Source organism: Actinokineospora alba, assembly GCF_004362515.1.
Classification (GTDB): domain Bacteria; phylum Actinomycetota; class Actinomycetes; order Mycobacteriales; family Pseudonocardiaceae; genus Actinokineospora; species Actinokineospora alba.
In genome coordinates this window covers 3,425,346-3,445,639 of the sequence record NZ_SNXU01000001.1, presented here as the reverse complement: position 1 = coordinate 3,445,639, position 20,294 = coordinate 3,425,346, and the positions used below count along the sequence as shown (strand labels likewise).

The window sequence follows — 20,294 nt, the reverse complement described above, 5'->3', positions numbered from 1 at the left end:
AGTAGCAGCCGCTCCAGCGCCGTGAGGACCCTGCGGGCGGCCGCGCCGTCGCCGAAGGGGTTGCGGTCGGCCGGGACGCGCAGGTTCGCGCCGAGGATCCGGTCCGCGCCCGCGAGCAGCGACTCGCGGTCGGTCCCGACGAGCCACGCGCAGCCCGCGCGGACGGCCTCGCGCCGCTCGGTCACCTTCCTGGCGACCAGGACGGGGGCGCCGAAGCTCGGCGCCTCCTCCTGGATGCCGCCGGAGTCGGTCACGACCAGGGCGGCCAGGCGCAGGGCCCGGACCAGGTCGGGGTAGTCGAGCGGACCCGTGATCGACACCCGCTCGACGCCGCCGAGCGCGGCCCGCACCTGGGCGCCCACGGCCGGATTCGGGTGCGTGGGCAGCACGACCCGGATGTCGGGGTGGCGCTCGACCATGGTGCGGACGGCGCCGAGCACCTCGTCGAGGGGCGCGCCCCAGGACTCGCGGCGGTGCACGGTGACCAGCACCAGCCTGCCGCCCGAGTCCGCGAGGTCACGTTCGACGGCGGCCAGGCTCGGGTCGACCGCGGGCCGGTCCGCCGCGGCGATGTGCAGCACGGCGTCGACGACGGTGTTGCCGGTGACCACGATGTCCCGCTCGGCCACGGCCTCGGCGCGCAGGGCCGCGGCGGCGTCCTCGGTCGGGGCCAGGTGCAGCGCGGCGATCCGCGCGACCATCTGCCGGTTGCCCTCCTCCGGGAACGGCGCGGCGAGGTCGCCGGTGCGCAGGCCCGCTTCGAGGTGCACCACCGGGATTCCGTGCCAGAACGCGCAAAGCGCGCCCGCGAGGGTCGTGGTCGTGTCGCCTTGGACGATGACGGCCGCCGGGCGGCGGCGGGTGAGCAGTTCGTCGAGGGCGGGCAGCAGTTCGGCCACGAGTTCGGCCTGGGTGCCCGTCCCCCGGTTCACGTCGAGGGCTTCGGTGTGGTTGAGGCCGAAGGGTTCCAGTGCCTGCTCGACCATCCCGGCATGTTGTCCACTGTGGACGATGACCGACCGCAGCACGGCGTGGCCGCCCAGCGCGAGCGCGACCGGGGCGGCTTTCACCGCCTCGGGTCGGGTGCCGACGAGGAGCAGGACTTCCACGGTGCCTCCAGTTTGCACTTGCCAGATAAGGAAAGAGGCCCCGGGCGGAGGGTATCCCCCGCCCGGGGCCCTGGAGTGGATCAGTCTTTCTTCGCCGCGATGGTTCGGCGCCGGTGCGAGTGCAGCAGCAACGCGCCGGTGATGAGCAGTGCGATGCCCAGCGCCAGCCACCAGCCGATGTCGGCGCCGGTCACCGCGAGTCCCGTACCACCACCGATGACGGCGCCTCCGCCTGGAGCTCGGTACACGCTTGGACCTCCCGCCGTTATCCGGTGACCAGCGTGCGACGCTTGCGGATCACGGTGAAGCCGACCGGGATCGCGACCGCGCCCAGCAGGCCGAGCCCGATCCACAGGCCCAGACCGGACGCCATCGGGATCGGCGGGGCCGCCGGTCCGCAGGTGGCGCTGCTGATGATCACGTCACCGGAGGCGAGCAGGGAGTTGACCCTGATGTGGATCGCGTTGACCGTGAGGCTGCCATCCGGGTTGGTGATCTGCTCGTTGAGCGTGAGCGACACCACCGGCGTCGGGCCCGGCGGGATGGCGATCACGGTGTTGGGCGGGGGGCTCGCGGGGAGACTCTGGCCGCCGAAAGTTCCGTTGATGATCGACGACGATCCGGAGTTGCCCGACTGAGTGGCGTCGCAGAAGGCCTCGACGAGGCCGATCGAGCCGCTGAAGCCACCGAGGGTCAGGGCCACGTTGGCGACCGAGGCCTCGCTGTGCACGACGCCGGTCGCGTCGTCGCGGGTGGCCTCGCTGGTCGCCAACCCCGTGGTGAGCACGTTCGGGATGCTGACGCTCGCCACCTCGGCCGTGGTCGGGCCGTCGGTATGGGACGGGGCCAGGGGGCCCACGTTGATCGCGGGGCCGCCGACCAGGGTGAGATCCGCCGAGACGACGAAAGCTGAACCGTCACCAGGAGCGGCCGATGCGGGCAGTGCGCCTGCGACCAGCGCGGCCGCGGCCAGCAGGCCCACCACACCACCGCGACGCACCATGTGCTTGTGCATCAAATCCTCCGATTTCGTTGGGACTCAAGCTCGTCGCTCGGGCAATAGCCGAATCTCGGGGCAGCGACCGAGCCTGCGCCTTCGTATCGGTGATAACGGATGAATTGCGACATCCGAATCGGATTACTACCCGATCGAGTGACATCTCGACCGGGTCCGTATCCCATCGTGGAGTGAGTCGTTGCGGCAGTGTGCGACTGGATCGGAATATCACCCGATTCAGCGATGAAGTTTGTTCGCGAAAGCTCCGATAGTGATCATGACTGGTCTGGGTTCGACGCACGAAACGACAGGAGTGCCGGGTGGCGTTCGCAGGGTCTCTACCGGTTCCAAACTCACCGAGAACCACTGTCGGATCCCGGATCCTGGTCGGCGCGCTCGGCGCTGTCGTCGTGGCGCTGATCGTGATGAACCGGGCCTACCGGACCGGTGAAATGGCGGTGGCGAGTGGCATTCTGAGCGTCATCACCTCCTCCGGCGTGTATCTGGCACCGCAGCGGCAGTCGCTCTATTTCGGACTCGGAACCGATCATGCTTTCGGCCTGCAAATGAGCCCGGAATGCACGTCGGCATTTCTTGTGCTGCCCCTGCTCGTCGTCGGCGCGGTAATGATCGCGCTCCGGCCGAGAATCGCCGGTCGAGTCCTCGGCGCGCTCGCGATCGCGACGCTCGCGGTGATCCTGGTGAACCAGCTCCGGATCCTGACCCTGGTCGGCCTGATCGACTGGCTGGGCACCGACCGCGGCTACTACTGGGGCCACACCCTGCTCGGGTCGATGGTGAGCATCATCGGCGGCGCCGCCGCCCTGGTGATGTTCGTCTGGCTCGCCACCCGCAAACCCAAGGCCGAGCGGTGAACCTCTCCCTGCTGCTGGGGCTCACCCAGGCGCTCGCGCTGACCATGAGCGTCGCGTTCGTGACGTACGTGTGCCTCATCGTCGTGCCGTACATGCGGCACAAGCCGCTTCCCACGGGCGATCCCTCGCGGCTGGAGTGGCACTTCTTCGTGCCCTGCCGCGACGAGGAGCCGGTCATCGCCGACACGGTCGTCTACCTGCGCACCACGTTCCCACACGCGCACGTCTGGGTCATCGACGACGACTCCGAGGACGGCACGGCCGCGGTGGTCACCTCCCTGCGTGGCCCCAGGCACGGCGGCAGCGGCGACAAGCACCTGCACCTGGTGCAGCGCAGGCGCCCGCTGGCCAGGACCGGCAAGGGCGACGCGCTCAACTCCGCCTACCGGGCGCTCAAGCACTGGATGGGCAAGCACGCCGACACCGACCGGGCGATCATCGTCGTGGTCGACGCCGACGGCAGGCCCGCGGCGAACTGCCTCGAGGTCTGCGCCGCCGGCCACCTCTTCGGCGACGGCCGGGTCGGCGCCGTGCAGGTCGACGTCCGGATGAGCAACCGGGGCGTGCCGCCCGCCGAGGGCGGGTTCCTCGCCAAGCGCTGGGGCTCGGCGCTGGTTCGCATGCAGGACCTGGAGTTCCGCAGCGCGATCGCCGCGATCCAGCTCTCCCGCGGCCACACCGGCACGATCTCCATGGGCGGCAACGGCCAGTTCACCCGACTGTCCGCGTTGGACAGCATCGTCGAGGGCGCGGGCCCGTGGCGCGGCGCGCTGCTGGAGGACTTCGAACTCGGCGTGCACCTGCTCACGGCGGGCTGGCACACCGGGTTCACCGTGGACACCCACGTCGACCAGGAGGCGCTCTACAGCATGCGCCGGTTCCTGACCCAGCGAACCCGCTGGGGACAGGGCACCATGCAGTGCTCCCGGTACGTCCGGCGCATCTGGGACTCGCGGCACCTGTCCACCCTGGGTGCGGCCGAGATGCTCTATTACCTGGCGCAGCCGTGGATGCAGCTGCTGGGCACCCTGATTTACCCGATCCCGTTCGTCCTGCTGGGCTTCCGCGCGGCGGAGGACCCGGTGGCGGTATGGGAGTGGTTCTCCGGCGGCGCCTGGCTGCTGTTCGCCACGTACGGGTCGTTCGGGCTCATGCCGTTCCTCATCTGGGGCCCGATCTACCGCAAGAAGTGCGAACCGGACAAGAGCTTCCTGCGCGGCGTGGCCTATGGGTTCGGATACGCGCTGTACATCTACACGTTCTACATCACGTCGTGGCGCGCTCTGATCCGGATGATCAGGGGGAACAACGGGTGGACCAAGACCCGACGCAACACCGAGACACACACATCGGTCGTCGCTCTAGACCACTAGGGCAGGCACCGGGCAACCCCGAACGCCACGGGCACCACCCGAACAGGCACCCACCAACCCGACGCGCGGCGGGGGTGGCCTCGGCTTGTCAGTCCACCCCGGTACCGTCTTCGCTTGTGCCGGACACCCTCCCTTCGCTGCGTGAGCTGCTCGCCGCCGCGGTCACCGCGGTAGGCGGCGCCGAGCGACCGGGGCAGGTGGAGATGGCCGAGGCCGTCGACGCGTCCATCCGCACCGGTGACCACCTGGCCGTTCAGGCGGGCACGGGCACCGGCAAGTCCCTGGCCTACCTCGTCCCCGCCGTGCGGCACGCGGTGGCGAACGGGAGCACCGTGGTCATCTCCACGGCCACCATCGCCCTGCAGCGCCAGCTCGTCGACCGCGACCTGCCCCGGCTGGCGAAGGCGCTGGCCAAGCCGCTGAAGCGCACGCCGACGTTCGCCATCCTCAAGGGCAGGCGCAACTACCTGTGCCTGCACCGGCTCGACGGCGGGCCGCAGGACGAGCCCGAGGACCAGGCGCTGTTCGACCCGTTCGCCATCTCCCGGCTCGGGCGTGAGGTCACCCGCCTGCGGGAATGGGTCAGCGACACCGAGACCGGCGACCGCGACGAACTGGTCCCCGGCGTGTCCGAACAGGCCTGGCGGCAGGTGTCGGTGTCGGCGCGGGAGTGCCTGGGCGCGTCGAAGTGTCCGATGGGCACCGACTGCTTCGCCGAGAAGGCGCGCGCGGAGGCCGGGCGGGCCGACGTCGTGGTCACCAACCACGCGCTGCTCGCCATCGACGCGCTGCAGGGCTACCAGGTGCTGCCCGAGCACGACGTGGTGATCGTCGACGAGGCCCACGACCTGGTCGACCGGGTCACCTCCGTGGCCACGGGCGAACTGTCCGCCGCCATGGTCTCCATCGCCTCCCGCCGGGTCGGGCGGCTGGTCGAGGAGGACACGGCCGACCGCCTCAACGAGTGCGGCGACGGCCTGGCCATGCTCCTCGAAGACGTCCCCACCGGCCGCCTCGACACCATCCCCGAGCCCATGCGGGTCACTATCACCGCGATCCGCGACGCCGCCCACCACTGCATCTCGTCGCTGGGCCCCGAACGCGGTGCCGATGCCGACGTGGTCGCCGCCCGCAAGCTCGCGATGTCGGTCCTCGAAGAGGTCCACGACAACGCCGTGCGCGTCCTGGAGGCCTTCGACACCGACGACGCCAACCGCCGCGACGTCGTCTGGATCACCGGGGACTACGGCTCGAACACCCCGCGCCCGCCGACGTTGAAGGTGGCGCCGCTGGGCGTGGCCGGGCTGCTGCGGGAGAAGCTGTTCGGCGAGAACACCACGATCCTCACCTCGGCGACCCTCACCCTGGGCGGCAGCTTCGACGCGCTCGCCCGGCAGTGGGGGCTGCCCGGGCAGAGCGCGGGCGAGAAGGTCGACGGCATGGCTTCGGACAAGGAAGTCGCCCCGGACTCGATCCGCTGGACCGGGATCGACGTCGGTTCCCCATTCGACCACGCGAAGAGCGGCATCCTCTACACCGCCCGCCACCTGCCCCCACCCGGCCGCGACGGCCTGCCCGAGGCGTACCTCGAGGAGCTGAAGTCGCTGGTGGAGGCCGCGGGTGGGCGCACCCTGGGGCTGTTCTCGTCGATGCGCGCGGCCAAGAACGCCGCCGCCGAGCTGCGGGAGCGCACCGACGTCGAAATCCTGTGCCAGGGCGACGATTCGACGTCGCTGCTGGTCAAGAAGTTCGCGGAGAACCCGCAGACGTGTCTGTTCGGGACACTGTCGTTGTGGCAGGGCGTCGACGTCCCCGGCCCGTCGCTGTCCCTGGTGGTCATGGACCGCATCCCGTTCCCCCGCCCGGACGACCCACTCGCCTCCGCCCGCCAGCGCGCGGTGGAGGCCAGGGGCGGCAACGGTTTCCTGTCTGTGGCCGCCACCCACGCGGCGCTGCTCCTCGCCCAGGGCGCGGGCAGGCTCCTGCGTTCGATGGACGACCGCGGCGTCGTCGCCATCCTCGACCCGCGTCTCGCGACCGCGCGCTACGGCGGTTTCCTGCGGGCGTCCCTCCCCCCGTTCTGGCCCACGACCGATGCCGAGGTCGTCCGGGCCGCACTGCGCAGACTCGACAGCGCGGCGAACTAGAATTCCCTTTTCCACCTTCGGAGGTCGCGTGTCAGGCAATCCCGGCGATGCAGGAATCACCGTCGACGACGACGGCGTGCGCAGGCACCTCGCCGACGGCACCGAAGAGGCCGTGTCCTGGTCCGAACTGGCGGAGGTCGCGATCCGGACCACCCCGGAAGGCCCGTGGAAAGAGGACGTCTTCTTCCTCCTGATGCGCGCCGGCGGCGGTGGCTGCGCGGTCCCCGCAGGCGACCCGGCCGCGGACGACCTGATGAGCCGCCTGCAGTCCATGCCCGGCTTCGACAACGACGCCTTCGTCGAGGCCATGACGACCACAGAGGACGGTTTGTTCGTCGTCTGGCAGCGCTGACAACGAACAAAGCTCTACAGCCGACAAAGCGGCACGACAACAGACACCGCATCCCGCACTGCTTGGGCTAGGACACCGAGCTCTCGGACACCGCAGCCTGCACTTCCCCCTGCCCCCTCATCCATGCCATCCCTTGTGCTGGTTGGGCGGTGTCAAGGGTCGCGCAGCGATCGCGCAGCGACGGCCGCTTGCGGCCGCCCTTGACTCCGCCCAACCAGCACAAGACCATCGAGGATGAGGGTGCCCACCCACCCAACCAGACCCCGGACGAGGGAACCTAAGCCGAGGACAAGCCACAGACCTAAGAGGACCACTGAGCCAGAATCGTCACAGTCCCCGGCGAAACCTCAGTAAACCCAGCATCCCGAACAGCAAGAACCCCCCGGTCCTTCCAAGCAGCATCCGGCGAATCCCCCGGATGCAACCCCTCCCACACCGCTTCAGACGGCGTCCGCACCGCACACCGAAACCCCTTGCCCCGCCAGCCTTCCACCTCCGCGGGCCCCAGCAACGCCGCCAACAGCATCGTCGCGTGCCCGACCTGAGCCGCAGCCTTCCCAGCCGTCATCGGCACCGAAGGGTTGCACCACAACACCGGCACGCCGGCCTCAACCGGCCCAGGCGAGTCGAGAGGCAAATCGCTCCCCGAGATCTGCAGCTTCGACACTTCCCGCGGCACCTCAGCGACAAGCCCAGGCACCAAAGCACGAGCCTGAGCGCCGCCAACCTCGACAGTCACCCCAGGAAGCGCCTGCACCGCCGCCCACTGCGCCCCCCTGGCCCGCCGCGACACCTTGCGAATCCGACCGCGGACCCAGACATCGACGTCGTCGTGCCAGGGCCCGTCCTGCCCCGCCTGCGGATCCAGGCAGACCGCCACCGCCGCCGCGGCCGCCGCCTCCAGCAGCGCGCTGCGGGCCGGGGCTTCCCGTTCGATCCGCAGGATCACCGGCATCGCCCGCACGTGCTCCGGGTCCTCATCAGCGGTGTCGCGGGTGGCCGAGGCGGGCAGCCCCAGCCACGCGGCATACCGGGCGGCGAGCGGGTCGAGGATGCTCACAGGCGTTCGAGGTCCAAACCGTCGGCGAGGTCGGCGGCCTCGACCTCGGCGCGGGTGACGCCCAGGACGAAGAGCACGACGTCGAGGTAGGGGTGGGACAGGGCGGTGTCGGCGATCTCGCGCAACGCCGGTTTCGCGTTGAAGGCGATCCCCAGGCCCGCGGTCGCCAGCATGTCGATGTCGTTGGCGCCGTCGCCGACCGCGACGCACTGGGCCAGCGGCACCCCGAAGGACTCCGCGAACCGGCGCAGGGCCACCGCCTTGCCTTGGCGGTCGACGACCTCGCCGACCACCCGGCCGGTGAGCAGGCCGTCGACGATCTCGAGGTCGTTGGCGGCGGCGAAGTCGAGGTCCAGGTCGTCCACGAGGCGGTCGATGACCGCGCTGAACCCGCCCGACACCACACCGCAGCGGAATCCCAGGCGCTTGAGGGTGCGGATCGTCGTGCGTGCCCCCGGTGTCAGCTCCAGGTCCTTGGCCACCTCGTCGAGGACCGACGCGGGCAGGCCCTTGAGGTGGCTGACCCGGTGGTGCAGCGACTCGGTGAAGTCGAGTTCACCGCGCATGGCGGCCTCGGTGACCGCGCGGACCTGCTCCTCGGCGCCCGCCTTGGCGGCGAGCATCTCGATGACCTCGCCCTGGATCAGCGTCGAGTCGACGTCGAACACGATGAGCCGCTTCGCCCGGCGGGCCAGTTGGTCGCGCTCGACGGCGACGTCCAGGCCCACCCGGACCGAGACGTCCGCGAGCGCCTCACGCAGCCGCGCGTCGGCCTCCGGGGTGTCCTGCGCGACGGAGACGTGCAGCTCCAGGCCGGTGACCGGGTAGTCGGCCACCCGGCGGATGGCGTCGATGTTCACGCCGAGGGCGGCGAGGCGGCGGGCGACCTCGGTGAAAGCGCGCGCGGTCACCGGCCTGCCCAGGACCACCAGCACGTGCGACGAACCCTGGCGCGCCCCCGAGCTCGGGTCGGCGCCGACCTCGACCTCGACCCGCATCGACACCGTCGCCATGGCCTGCTCGACGGCCTCCTGGAGGCCCTCGGGGTCGTGGGTGGCGTCGACCAGCACGCCGAGCACGAGTTGGCCGCGGATGACCACCTGCTCGACGTCGACGATCTCCACACCGTGCCGGGTGAGGACGGCGAACAGGACCGAGGAGACACCCGGCTTGTCCGGGCCGGTCACCGTGATCAGAACAGGGGTATTGGGGCTAGCCACCACGATCCTCGTAACTCCGCGCGGGCGCGGACGGTGAGACGTTTCGGCGGCGCCGTTGCCGCGGCGGGGAACCCCATGTTACCGGGGCGTCACGTCCACGACCGGTTCACCGGGGCGAACCTCACACAACGCGAACGGCCCGGCTCCCTGAGTGGGAACCGGGCCGTTCGGCGATGGTCGATCAGTTGGGCTTGAGCGGGTCTTCCTTGTCGATCTCCGGCGGGTTCATCGCCGCGGCAAGCTCCTGGGACGGCGCCGGGATGGCGTGCCCGTTCTTGTCGTGGCCGATGTTCCGCTCGGCTTCGATGCGCTCCAGCATGTGCGGGTAGTGCAGGTCGAAGGCGGGCCGCTCGGAACGGATCCTGGGCAGCTCGGTGAAGTTGTGCCGCGGCGGCGGGGAGCTGGTGGCCCACTCCAGGGAGTTGCCGTAGCCCCACGGGTCGTCCGCGGTGGTGATCTCACCGAAGCGGTAGGACTTGAAGACGTTCCAGATGAACGGAAGCGTCGACGCGCCCAGGACGTAGGCGCCGAGCGTCGAGATCATGTTCAGCGTCGTGAAGCCGTCGCTGGCCAAGTAGTCGGCGTAGCGGCGCGGCATGCCCTCGTTGCCCAGCCAGTGCTGGACGAGGAAGGTGCCGTGGAAGCCGAGGAACGTCAGCCAGAAGTGCAGCTTGCCCAGCGGCTCGTCCAGGTACCGGCCCGTGATCTTCGGGAACCAGAAGTAGATACCGGCGAAGGTCGCGAACACGATCGTGCCGTAGAGCACGTAGTGGAAGTGGGCGACGACGAAGTACGTGTCGGACACGTGGAAGTCGATCGCCGGGGCCGCGAGCAGCACGCCGGTGAGGCCGCCGAAGAGGAACGTCACCAGGAAGCCGACGCTGAACAGCATCGGTGTCTCGAAGGTGAGCTGCCCCTTCCACATCGTGCCGATCCAGTTGAAGAACTTCACACCGGTCGGGACCGCGATGAGGAACGTCATGAACGAGAAGAACGGCAGCAGGACCGCGCCGGTCGCGTACATGTGGTGCGCCCACACCGTCATCGACAGCGCCGCGATACCCAGCGTCGCGTAGATGAGGGTGCGGTAGCCGAACAGCGGCTTGCGGCTGAAGACCGGGAAGATCTCCGACACGATGCCGAAGAACGGCAAGGCGACGATGTAGACCTCGGGGTGTCCGAAGAACCAGAACAGGTGCTGCCAGAGGATCACGCCACCACTGGCCGGGTCGAACACGTGCGCCCCGAGCTGGCGGTCGGCGAGCAGGCCGAACAGCGCGGCGGTGAGGATCGGGAACGCGAGCAGCACCAGGATGCTGGTGATCAGGATGTTCCACACGAAGATGGGCATCCGGAACATCGTCATACCGGGCGCGCGCAGGCACACGATGGTGGTGATCATGTTGACCGCACCGAGGATGGTGCCCAGACCACCGACCGCCAGGCCGACGATCCACAGGTCGGCGCCGACGCCGGGCGAGTGGATCTTGTCCGACAGCGGGGTGTAGGCGAACCAGCCGAAGTCGGCCGCGCCACCCGGGGTCAGGAAGCCCGCCATCACGATCAGGCCGCCGAAGAGGTACAGCCAGTACGAGAAGGCGTTGAGCCTCGGGAACGCCACGTCCGGCGAGCCGATCTGCAGCGGAAGAACGAAGTTCGCGAAGCCGAAGAGGATCGGCGTCGCGTACAGCAGCAGCATGATCGTGCCGTGCATGGTGAAGAGCTGGTTGTACTGCTCCTGCGACAGGAACTGCTGTCCCGGAACGGCGAGCTCACTGCGGATCAGCATCGCCATCGCCCCGCCCACCATGAAGAAGGCGAACGACGTGACTAGGTACATGATGCCGATTTGCTTGTGGTCCGTCGTGCGGAACAACCGCAGCAGGTACGAACCCTTGAGCGTCTCGCGGGCCGGATACGGCCGCGTCGCGATCGGCTGCGGGGCTACTGCAGTCACTCCTGCCTCCTGCGTGCCTCGAGGTGTGAACATGGGTGAGTTCGCCTTGGCGGCGGTTACTCGGGAGGAATCCTAGCCCGCACCTGAGGGCGTGGCGCGCCTGGGTTGGGCCGCTGTGACGTGGTACTCGCCACGTCACAGGCGGTGACTCAGGCCGGGACGACGGCGAACTGGCGCAGGACGAGGTCGGTGAAGGTGACCGGGCCACGCGGGCCGGGTACCCGGTCGAGGTTGATCCCGGTCTCGGGGACCCCGCGCAGCTTGAAGCCGTCGAGCAGCCGGGTCGGCGCGTTCCAGAACACGCCGGTGCCGGTGTAGCCCGCCATGAAGTCGGCGGCCGCCTTCTTGTCCGTGGTGACGATGCCCGCGGCCAGGCCGGAGGTCTCCTCGTTCGCGACGCGGACCGCGTCGGCGAGGCTGTCGACCGGGGCGATGGTGACGGTGGCCTCGCGGTCGGAGTCCAGGGCCCACTCGTAGCCGACGGCGTGCTCGTGCGGGGGCAGCGACGGCTCGACGCCCGCCTTGTCGAGCGCGGCCTGGATGCCGGGCAGCGCCGCGTCGTAGACGTCGCGGTGGACCAGGAGCAGGTTGAGGCGGTTGCAGACTCCGAGGCGGTCGAGGCTGCGGGTGATGAGGTCCTCGGCGAACGCGGGGTCGGCTTTGACGTCGTAATAGAGGACGCCACCGCCGTCGGCGTGGGCCAGGGTGCGCACCCCGTGGGCCGCCGCGCGGCGGTCGAGTTCGCGGGTGGTCTCGCCGCTGCCGCGCACGATGACCAGCGGGATCAGGTGCGGCAGCTCGACCAGCGCCCCCGCGGCGGCGCGGTCGGCGGTGGGCACCAGCTGGATGACGTCGGGGTCGATGTTCGCGTCGGACAGACCGGGCGCGATGACCTCCTTGAGCAGGGCCGTGGCCGAGCGCAGGGCGGCGGAGCCGGTGCGCAGGACGCCCGCGTTGCGGGACTTCACCAGCTGCGAGGCGACGTCGACGGTGACGTTCGGGCGGGCCTCGTAGTTGGCGCCGATGACGCCGACCGGCCTGCGCAGCTCGATCAGCCGCAGGCCGCCGTCGAGGTCACGCACGGGGGTCTCGCGCGCGGGATGCGGCACGGAGGCGAGCAGTCGCAGCTGCTCCGCCATGTCCTCCAGGCGCTCCTCGGTGATGCGCAGCCGGTCGAGCAGGCCACCACTCATCCCTGACGCCTCGGCGGCGGCGACGTCCTCGGCGTTCGCGGCGAGGATCTTGGCCCGGGCCGAGGAGAGCCGGGCGGCCATCTCGCCGATCGCCGCGTCGACCGCCTCGTCGGAGGCACCGGCCAGGTCCGGCGCGGCGAGCTTCGCCTTCGATGCGCACCTGGCCACGATCTCGCCGATGGCTTCGGGGGTCTGCTCGCTCACGGTGATTCCCTTCGATTGGCCGAGTTCAAAGTGTGCCTCATCGCCTGATCTGCTCGGATGGGGTGGTGACCACGCACGCCAAGCTGCTCGACCTGCTGGCCGAGCCGCCCGCCGAGCCCGACTTCGCCGCCGGCTACCTGAACCTGCTCGGCGCCGAGGTTCAGGCCGGTCCGCCGACCGGGCTCGTGCAGCGGCTGATGCGCACCAACCTGGTGCCGATGGTCTACGAGCGCTGGTGGCGGCCCGCCCTCGGCCGGGTGATCAAGGGCCCGACCGGTCCGAGCATGGCCGAGGAGCACGACATCGCGGTGCGGCTGCTGCGGCTCAAGCCGGGTGGGGTGGCGCTGGACGTGGCCTGCGGGACGGGCGGGTTCACCCGGCGTTTCGGGGTGGAGGTCGGTCCGACGGGGCTGGCCGTGGGCCTGGACGCGTCCGCGCCGATGTTGGAGCGGGCGGTCGCCGCGACCCCGGCGGGCAGCCCGGTCGGGTACCTGCGGGCGGACGCGGTGCGCCCGCCGCTGCGCGAGAGCGTGGTCGACGCCGTGTGCTGCTTCGCCGCGCTGCACATGTTCGCCGAGCCGACGGTGGCCCTCACGTCCTTCGCGCGCGTACTCAAACCGGGTGGCAGGCTCGCGCTGCTGACCTCGGCCCGCGAGTCGTGGGAGCCCGCGCGGACCGTGCAGACGGCGATGGGCTGGGCCTCCGGGCAGCGGATGTTCGCCCGCGACGAGGTGCGGAACCTGCTCACCGAGCGCGGCTTCACCGACATCGAGGTCCGCTTCGCAGGCGCCACCCAGTTCGTCGGGGCGACCGCGACCTGATCAGGGGATCAGCAGCCAGCCCGCGGCGACGAACAGCGCGCCGAGGTTGATCAGCGCGAACGAGCCGACCCAGAAGAATCCGGGGGCACCGGTCAGGCGGGCCAGCTGGTCGGCGTCGGAGTCCCGGGCCTGCCCGCGCCTGCGCTTGCTCTGCAGCTCCATGATCGGGCGGACGCCGCCGAGCAGCAGGAACCAGGTGATGAGGTAGGCGAACGCGGCCTGGATCTCGTCGGTGGCGAACCAGGAGACGCCGAACAGGATCGCGCCCGTGGTCACCACGGACAGCACGCCGTAGACGTTGCGGATCATGACCAGGACCGCGAACAGCAGCACCGCGCACGTGACCAGCAGCGCGGACACGCGATCCGCGCCCAGGAGGGCGGCGAACCCGAGTCCGAGCAGCGACGGCGCGACGTAGCCCGCGAGCGCGGTGCACACCATCCCCGGGCCGTGCGGCCGCCCGCGCGACACCGTCACCCCCGAGGTGTCGGAGTGCAGGCGGATGCCCGCGAGCCGCCTGCCCGCGAGCACGGCCACCAGGGCGTGTCCGGCCTCGTGGACGATGGTGATCACGTTGCGCGCGGGGCGCCAGAGCACGTTGGTCAGCACGACCGCGATCGCGACGCCCGCGGTCACGAGGATCATCGTCGCGGGCGGGCGCCACTGGTCGCCGAAGATCTGCTGCCAGAGATCAGGAGTGGACTGCACACCTCCGATCTTCCCGCAACCGCGAGAGTCAGCTCGAAGTGGCCGGTTCGGCGGGCAGCGGCGAATCAAGCATCCGGGTCATGGACCGGCGCATCAGCGACGACGGCATCAGCCGCAGCGCGCTGTTGCGGAGGGCGGCAAGCGGCGGTGACGACAGGTGCGCCATCCGCGCCACACCCAGGGAGCGTTCGGCGATGCGCTGGGCCCGTGGCCTGCGCACCCTGTCGTACTCGCGGAGCGCGACCTCCAGGTCAGGGCCGGAGGCGAGGATGGCGAGGCTGACGGCGTCCTCGATCGCCTGGCAACCACCTTGGCCCAGGTACGGAGCCATCGCGTGGGCCGCGTCGCCGACCAGGGCGACCTTGCCGCGGACGAAGGTGTCCAGCGGCGGCAGGGTGTAGACGTCGTGGCGCAGGACGGCGGCGGGGTCGGCCGCGGCGAGGATCCGCGGAATGGGGTCGGGCCAGGCGCCGAACAGCCACCGCAGCTCGGTCAGTTCGTCGGTTCGGCCACCTTCTGCCGCGCGGGCGCTCGCGTAGCAGTAGATCTGGTCCTCACCCATCGGGAAGACGCCGAACACGCGGCCGTCGCGCCAGGTCTCGCAGCCGTCGAACGCCGGGATGCCCGCGGCGGGCAGGGTCAGCCGCCAGGCGGTGTTGCCGACGTAGCGCAACGGTTTCGCCTCCGGCCAAAACGCCTCGCGCACGCCGCTGCGGGCGCCGTCCGCGCCGACCAGCAGGTCCACCTCGCCCAGCAGGCGGTCCACCTCGGTCCGGTCCAGTACCGCGGGATCCAACCGCGCACCGACGTGCAGGCACTCCGCGGGCACCGCGGCGAGCAGGATCTTGAGCAGGTCGGCGCGGTGCAGGACGAGGACCTCGTCCGGGTCGCCGGAGCCGCGCATGATCCAGTCGCCGCGCCCGTCGCGGAAGCCGCCGATGCCGGGACGCGCGCCCGCGGCCCTGACCTCGTCGCCGAGCCCCAGGGCGTCCAGCGCGCGCAGGGCGTTGCCCCAGATCGAGATTCCCGCCCCCACCGCCTCGAAGGTCGCCGCCTGTTCGAAGACCTGCACCCGCCAGCCGCGCCGCGTGAGCCCGGCCGCCGTGGCAAGACCCGCGATACCCCCGCCGATGATCGCCGCCGTCCGCATGCGAAACCCCTTCCCCTCTACATCCGTAGAGCCACTCTACACCTGTAGAGTGGCTGGAATCATGACGACTACGCCACAGCGCCGAGCCGCCATTGCCGATGCCGCCATCGCCACGCTCGCCGCCGAGGGGATGCGCGGCCTCACCCATCGCGCGGTGGACCGGCGGGCGGGACTGCCGGAGGGCTCGAGCTCGTACTACTTCCGCACCCGTCAGGCGCTGCTGGAAGCGACCGTGCAGCGCCTCTCGACCCTCGACGACCAGATGGTCGCGCCGATGTCGGCCAAGCCCAGAGTGGAGGACCTGCCAGACCTGCTGACCGGCATGATCGAGTTCTCCGTCACTACCGGGCGCGACTGGGCGATCGCCCGCTACGAGCTGTCCCTGGAGGCCACCCGCCGCCCGGAACTGCGCGCCGTGCTGCTCGCCGTGGGCAAGAGGTACCGCGATCTCGCGGTCGCGATGCTGACCGAGGCGGGCGCGTCCGATCCGGAGCGCCAGGGCCAGGACCTGGTCGCGTACGCCGATGGGCTGATCTTCGACACGGTCGCGGGCGCGGGCGGGCGGGAGTTCGACCGGGCCGGGGTGCGCAAGTCGGTGGTCGAGCTCCTCGATCAGGCGATCCCTGGCTTCCGTAGCTAGAACACGTTACATTTTTCGCACCGGACGAAGGGTGCGGGGAATGAAGTTCACGATGAGCGTGGCGATGAGCCCGCTGGAGCAGCTCACCGAGCTGGCACGAACAGCCGAAGAGTGCGGATTCAGCTCGATCGCCTTGCCGGACTCACTTTTCTACGCCGAGTCGGTGGCCGCGAAGTACCCCTACACCGATGACGGCAGTCGCTTCTGGGACGCCGACACCCCCTGGCCCGACCCCTTCGTGGCGGCTGCGGCGATGGGGGCGGTCACGACCAGGATCAGGTTCTACCCGCAGGTGCTGAAACTGGGGCCACGCAATCCGCTGCTGCTCGCCCGGCAGGTCGGCAGCGTCGCCGTGCTCACCGGCGACCGCTTCGGCCTCGGCGTGGGGCTGGGCTGGTCACCGGAGGAGTCCGAGTGGTGCGGGGCGCCGTTCTCCGACCGCGGCGCGCGCGCCGACGAGGCGATAGAGATCCTGCGGCTGGTCCTCGGGGGCGGGATGGTCGAGTACCCGGGCCGGTTCTACCAGTTCGGGAAGCTGCGGATGAGCCCCGCGCCCGCCGCGCCCGTGCCCATCTACGTGGGCGGACACTCCCCCGCGGGCCTGCGCCGCGCGGCCCGCCTCGGCGACGGCTGGACCTCGGCGATGATGCGGTTCGACGAGCTGCGCGAGACCGTCCAGACCTTGCGCCGACTACGCGAAGAGTTTGGGCGCGCCGAGAAGCCGTTCGAGGTCCAGGCGGTCTGCGTCGACCGGTTCGGCCTCGACGGGTTCCGCGCGCAGGCCGAGATCGGCGTGACCGACGCGGTGACCGTGCCGTGGATGTTCTACGGCGCCGGGTTCGACGCGCCGCTGCAAGCCAAACAGGACGGCATCCGGCGCTTCGCCGAGGACGTCATCAACCGGTTCCGGGAGGATCAGTGACCGCTGTTATCTGGGAGGCGACAACCGTCGAGCATCCCGCGCGAACCGCCGCGTTGGCGTCGATGGGCGCGGTCAGCCGCAAGGACAAAGCGGGGTGGCTGGAACTGTTCGCCGCGGACGGTGTCGTCGAGGATCCTGTCGGAAAGTCGCCTTTCGACCCCGATGGGCTTGGTCACCACGGCCACGACGGCATCTCCGCATTCTGGGACAAGGCGATCGCGGCCGTGGAGCGATTCGAGTTCCGGATCGCCGACTCGTTCGCCGCGGGCGACGAGGTGGCCAACATCGGCACCATCACGGCGTTTCTGCCCGGTGGCATGCGGATCGACACCGACGGCGTGTTCGTGTACCGGGTCGACGGTGCCGGGTTGATCCGCTCGATGCGCGCGTTCTGGGAACTGGAACGCGCGATGGCGACGATCCGACAAGAGGGACCTTGAGGCTTTCACCGGAAGGTGAACATGCTCGCTGGGACGCTTGGCTTGTGGTTGACTGACCGTGGCTGATCGCATCGCCGCCGTGTTCGACGACGGCGACCGCGTCGGTCGCAGGATGACAGGTGTCCGCAATTGCGGTCACAGTGAAGAACGCTAGGAGAAACGCATGGCCCAGGGCACCGTCAAGTGGTTCAACGCCGAGAAGGGCTTCGGCTTCATCGCCCCCGAGGATGGATCTGCCGACGTGTTCGTGCACTACTCGGAGATCCAGTCGAGCGGATTCCGCAGCCTGGAAGAGAACCAGAAGGTGCGCTATGACGTCGGCCAGGGCGCCAAGGGCCCCCAGGCCACCGGTGTGACCATCGTCTGACACCCGTCTCCTTCCGCGGTTCACGCCGCGTCTTGAGACCTAGAACGGTTGGGCCCCGCTCGTGCCGGAGCGGGGCCCTTCCTATTTCGGGTCCACTTTCCCGTCCACAGAGGACTTTCCGGCAAAGTTGTCCACAGGCGCGAGCCCCTGCACCCCACGGTGCCCGGGTTTCCGACAGAATGGCCGTCGGAACCGAGACCAGGAAGCAGGAGTGCATGAGCGAGCAGGCACTGGGGATCCATCAGCGCATCGCCGAGGAACTCGGTGTACGCGAGCGGCAGGTCGCCGCGGCCGTCGAGCTGCTCGACGGCGGCGCCACGGTGCCGTTCATCGCGCGTTACCGCAAAGAGGTCACCGGCACGCTCGACGACGCGCAGCTGCGCACCCTCGACGAGCGCCTGCGCTACCTGCGTGAGCTGGAAGAACGCCGCACCGCCGTGCTCGACTCGATCCGCGAGCAGGGCAAGCTCGACGACGCGCTCACCGCGCGGATCATGGGCGCCGACTCCAAGGCCCGCCTCGAGGACATCTACCTGCCGTTCAAGCCGAAGCGGCGCACCAAGGCCGCCATCGCCCGCGAGGCCGGGCTCGAACCGCTGGCCGACAGCCTGATCAACGACCCGTCGCAGGTCCCGGAGACCGTCGCGGGCGGGTACGTCGACGCGGACAAGGGCGTGGCCGACGTCAAGGCGGCGCTCGACGGCGCCCGGTCGATCCTGGTCGAGCGGTTCGCCGAGGACCCGGACCTGATCGGCGAACTGCGCGAGCGCATGTGGACGCGCGGCGCCCTGGTGTCGAAGGTCCGCGAGGGCAAGGAGACCGACGGCGCGAAGTTCGCCGACTACTTCGACTTCTCCGAGCCGTTCGGCAAGCTTCCGTCGCACCGCATCCTGGCGATGTTCCGCGGCGAGAAGGAGGAAGTCCTCGAACTGGCCATGGAGGCCTCCCCCGAGGTCGACCCGACCGTGCTCCCGGTGCCGCGCACCGAATACGAGGTCCGCATCGCGCAGCGGTTCGGCATCTCCGACCAGGGCCGACCGGGCGACAAGTGGCTGTCGGACACCGTCCGCTGGGCCTGGCGCACCCGAATCCTGGTCCACCTCGGCATCGACCTGCGCGGCAGGCTCCGGCAGGCCGCCGAGGACGAGGCCGTGCGGGTGTTCGCCACCAACCTGCGCGACCTGCTGCTGGCCGCGCCCGCGGGCACCCGGGCCACCATGGGTCTCGACCCGGGGTTCCGCACCGGCGTCAAGGTCGCGGTGGTCGACGCGACGGGCAAGGTCGTGGCCACCGAGACGATCTACCCGCACGTCCCGCAGCAGCGCTGGGACGAGGCGCTCGCCGTGCTCGGCAAGCTGGCCGCGCGGCACAAGGTGGAGCTGGTCGCCATCGGCAACGGCACCGCGTCGCGGGAGACCGACAAGCTCGCCGCCGAGCTGATCGCCAAGTTCCCCGACCTCAAGCTGACCAAGGTCATGGTCTCCGAAGCGGGCGCGTCGGTGTACTCGGCGTCGGCGTACGCCTCCTCCGAACTCCCCGACCTCGACGTGTCCATCCGCGGCGCGGTGTCGATCGCCCGGCGCCTGCAGGACCCGCTCGCCGAGCTGGTGAAGATCGACCCCAAGTCCATCGGCGTCGGCCAGTACCAGCACGACCTGTCCGAGGTGAAGCTGTCCCGGTCCCTCGACGCGGTCGTCGAGGACTGTGTGAACGGTGTCGGCGTCGACGTCAACACCGCCTCCGCACCCCTGCTGACCAGGGTTTCCGGCATCGGCGCCGGGCTGGCGGAGAACATCGTCGCCCACCGCGACCTCCACGGCCCGTTCCGGTCCCGCAAGGGGCTCAAGGAGGTTCCCCGGCTGGGCGCCAAGGCGTTCGAGCAGTGCGCGGGCTTCCTCCGCATCCCCGCGGGCGACGACCCCCTCGACGCTTCCAGCGTCCACCCCGAGGCGTACCCGGTGGTCCGGCAGATCCTGTCGACCACGGGCGGCGACCTGTCCTCCCTGATCGGCAACACCACCGCCCTGCGGTCGCTGCGGCCGGAGCAGTTCGTCACCGAGACGTTCGGTCTCCCCACGGTGACGGACATCCTGGCGGAACTGGAAAAGCCCGGCCGCGACCCGCGTCCCGCCTTCAAGACGGCCACCTTCGCCGACGGCGTCGAGAAGCTGGGCGACCTCAAGCCGGGCATGACCCTCGAAGGCGTCGTCACCAATGTCGCCGCCTTCGGCGCGTTCGTCGACATCGGTGTGCACCAGGACGGTCTGGTGCACGTGTCGGCGCTGTCGAAGACGTTCGTCAAGGACCCGCGAGACGTGGTCAAGTCGGGCGACGTCGTCAAGGTCAAGGTCCTCGAGGTCGACATCCCCCGCAAGCGCATCTCCCTGACCCTGCGCCTGGACGACGAACTCCCCACCCCGGGCCAGCCTTCTCAACCCGGCGGACGCCGCGACAACAACCGAGGCGGCGGACGTCCCCAGCAACAAGCTCGCACGAACAACAACTCCCGCCGCGACAACAATCGCACCGACAACGCCGCCGCGGGTTCCATGGCCGAAGCCTTGCGGCGGGCAGGTTTCAAGGGCTGACGACACCCCAACCGCCCCACCCACGGCTCCGCCCGGCCCGGCACGGTCTGGTTCGGCCCGGCATGGCCTGGTTCGGCCCGATCCAGTCCGGCGCCCCGCCGTCAGGTTCGGCCCGACACGGCCTGGTTTCGGCGCGATGGGGGCAAGGAAGTGCCGCCAGGGTGGACTGAC

18 protein-coding genes and 1 pseudogene are annotated in these 20,294 nt (G+C 70.1%); 10 read left to right on the top strand and 9 right to left on the bottom strand.

What is annotated here, in order from left to right:
* Positions 1 to 2: 2 nt before the first annotated feature.
* The 3 genes and pseudogenes from wecB to C8E96_RS15850 all read right to left on the bottom strand — a co-directional run.
* Positions 3 to 1,109, bottom strand: a pseudogene (gene wecB / locus C8E96_RS15860) (non-hydrolyzing UDP-N-acetylglucosamine 2-epimerase); the annotation flags it as partial.
* An 80-nt stretch (positions 1,110 to 1,189) separates the two neighbouring features.
* Positions 1,190 to 1,357 carry an LPXTG cell wall anchor domain-containing protein gene (locus C8E96_RS15855; RefSeq protein ID WP_133794493.1) on the bottom strand — a complete coding sequence of 56 codons (168 nt, stop codon included), beginning with the start codon at positions 1,355 to 1,357 and terminating at the stop codon, positions 1,190 to 1,192.
* A gap of 17 nt (positions 1,358 to 1,374) precedes the next feature.
* A complete protein-coding gene (locus tag C8E96_RS15850; protein ID WP_091383167.1) occupies positions 1,375 to 2,124 on the bottom strand; it encodes a choice-of-anchor P family protein in 750 nt (249 codons plus the stop codon).
* A 302-nt stretch (positions 2,125 to 2,426) separates the two neighbouring features.
* Here C8E96_RS15850 and xrtP point away from each other — a divergent pair, with 302 nt between their 5' ends.
* From xrtP to C8E96_RS15830, 4 genes are all read left to right on the top strand, one after another.
* On the top strand, positions 2,427 to 2,981 hold the full coding sequence (xrtP, locus tag C8E96_RS15845; RefSeq protein WP_324187095.1) for an exosortase P: 555 nt from the start codon (positions 2,427 to 2,429) through the stop codon (positions 2,979 to 2,981).
* 44 nt (positions 2,982 to 3,025) lie between these two features.
* The gene (locus tag C8E96_RS15840) at positions 3,026 to 4,354 is read left to right on the top strand and encodes a glycosyltransferase (RefSeq protein ID WP_091383184.1); all 1,329 of its coding nucleotides are present in this window, start codon (positions 3,026 to 3,028) and stop codon (positions 4,352 to 4,354) included.
* Positions 4,355 to 4,470: 116 nt separating this feature from the next.
* Positions 4,471 to 6,501, top strand: coding sequence for an ATP-dependent DNA helicase (locus C8E96_RS15835; protein WP_176926842.1), 2,031 nt, complete (start codon positions 4,471 to 4,473; stop codon positions 6,499 to 6,501).
* A 28-nt stretch (positions 6,502 to 6,529) separates the two neighbouring features.
* The gene (locus C8E96_RS15830) at positions 6,530 to 6,853 is read left to right on the top strand and encodes a hypothetical protein (RefSeq protein WP_091383169.1); all 324 of its coding nucleotides are present in this window, start codon (positions 6,530 to 6,532) and stop codon (positions 6,851 to 6,853) included.
* A gap of 301 nt (positions 6,854 to 7,154) precedes the next feature.
* Here the strand turns inward: C8E96_RS15830 and C8E96_RS15825 are convergent, their stop codons facing one another.
* The 4 genes from C8E96_RS15825 to C8E96_RS15810 all read right to left on the bottom strand — a co-directional run bounded on the left by C8E96_RS15825 (position 7,155) and on the right by C8E96_RS15810 (position 12,487).
* Complete coding sequence (locus C8E96_RS15825) at positions 7,155 to 7,913, bottom strand: peptidyl-tRNA hydrolase (RefSeq protein ID WP_091383170.1); 759 nt, start codon at positions 7,911 to 7,913, stop codon at positions 7,155 to 7,157.
* Positions 7,910 to 9,133, bottom strand: coding sequence for a phosphoserine phosphatase SerB (serB, locus tag C8E96_RS15820; RefSeq protein WP_091383187.1), 1,224 nt, complete (start codon positions 9,131 to 9,133; stop codon positions 7,910 to 7,912). The genes C8E96_RS15825 and serB overlap by 4 nt, the downstream gene beginning before the upstream one ends.
* 181 nt (positions 9,134 to 9,314) lie before the next feature.
* Positions 9,315 to 11,090, bottom strand: coding sequence for an aa3-type cytochrome oxidase subunit I (gene ctaD, locus C8E96_RS15815; RefSeq protein WP_091383171.1), 1,776 nt, complete (start codon positions 11,088 to 11,090; stop codon positions 9,315 to 9,317).
* Positions 11,091 to 11,239: 149 nt separating this feature from the next.
* Complete coding sequence (locus tag C8E96_RS15810) at positions 11,240 to 12,487, bottom strand: aldehyde dehydrogenase family protein (RefSeq protein WP_228770248.1); 1,248 nt, start codon at positions 12,485 to 12,487, stop codon at positions 11,240 to 11,242.
* 65 nt (positions 12,488 to 12,552) lie between these two features.
* Between C8E96_RS15810 and C8E96_RS15805 the strand changes: the two genes are divergently transcribed.
* On the top strand, positions 12,553 to 13,308 hold the full coding sequence (locus C8E96_RS15805) for a class I SAM-dependent methyltransferase (protein WP_228770249.1): 756 nt from the start codon (positions 12,553 to 12,555) through the stop codon (positions 13,306 to 13,308).
* Here C8E96_RS15805 and C8E96_RS15800 read toward each other — a convergent pair whose 3' ends face one another.
* Both C8E96_RS15800 and C8E96_RS15795 read right to left on the bottom strand, forming a co-directional pair.
* A complete protein-coding gene (locus C8E96_RS15800) occupies positions 13,309 to 13,953 on the bottom strand; it encodes a M50 family metallopeptidase (protein WP_091383189.1) in 645 nt (214 codons plus the stop codon).
* A gap of 91 nt (positions 13,954 to 14,044) precedes the next feature.
* Positions 14,045 to 15,166, bottom strand: coding sequence for an FAD-dependent monooxygenase (locus C8E96_RS15795; RefSeq protein WP_091383173.1), 1,122 nt, complete (start codon positions 15,164 to 15,166; stop codon positions 14,045 to 14,047).
* Between the two features lie 61 nt (positions 15,167 to 15,227).
* Between C8E96_RS15795 and C8E96_RS15790 the strand changes: the two genes are divergently transcribed.
* The 5 genes from C8E96_RS15790 (at position 15,228) to C8E96_RS15770 (ending at position 20,123) form a co-directional block, all read left to right on the top strand.
* Positions 15,228 to 15,806: a TetR/AcrR family transcriptional regulator gene (locus C8E96_RS15790; protein WP_228770250.1), complete on the top strand. Its 579-nt coding sequence runs from the start codon at positions 15,228 to 15,230 to the stop codon at positions 15,804 to 15,806.
* Positions 15,807 to 15,846: 40 nt separating this feature from the next.
* Entirely contained in the window at positions 15,847 to 16,728 is an 882-nt protein-coding gene (locus C8E96_RS15785) for a TIGR03619 family F420-dependent LLM class oxidoreductase (protein WP_091383174.1), read from the top strand.
* Positions 16,725 to 17,168: a nuclear transport factor 2 family protein gene (locus tag C8E96_RS15780; protein WP_228770251.1), complete on the top strand. Its 444-nt coding sequence runs from the start codon at positions 16,725 to 16,727 to the stop codon at positions 17,166 to 17,168. Before C8E96_RS15785 ends, C8E96_RS15780 begins: the two co-directional genes overlap by 4 nt.
* 163 nt (positions 17,169 to 17,331) lie before the next feature.
* Positions 17,332 to 17,535, top strand: coding sequence for a cold-shock protein (locus tag C8E96_RS15775; protein WP_091383175.1), 204 nt, complete (start codon positions 17,332 to 17,334; stop codon positions 17,533 to 17,535).
* 215 nt (positions 17,536 to 17,750) lie between these two features.
* Positions 17,751 to 20,123, top strand: a complete 2,373-nt coding sequence (locus C8E96_RS15770) for a Tex family protein (RefSeq protein ID WP_133794491.1) — start codon at positions 17,751 to 17,753, stop codon at positions 20,121 to 20,123.
* Positions 20,124 to 20,294: the final 171 nt, after the last annotated feature.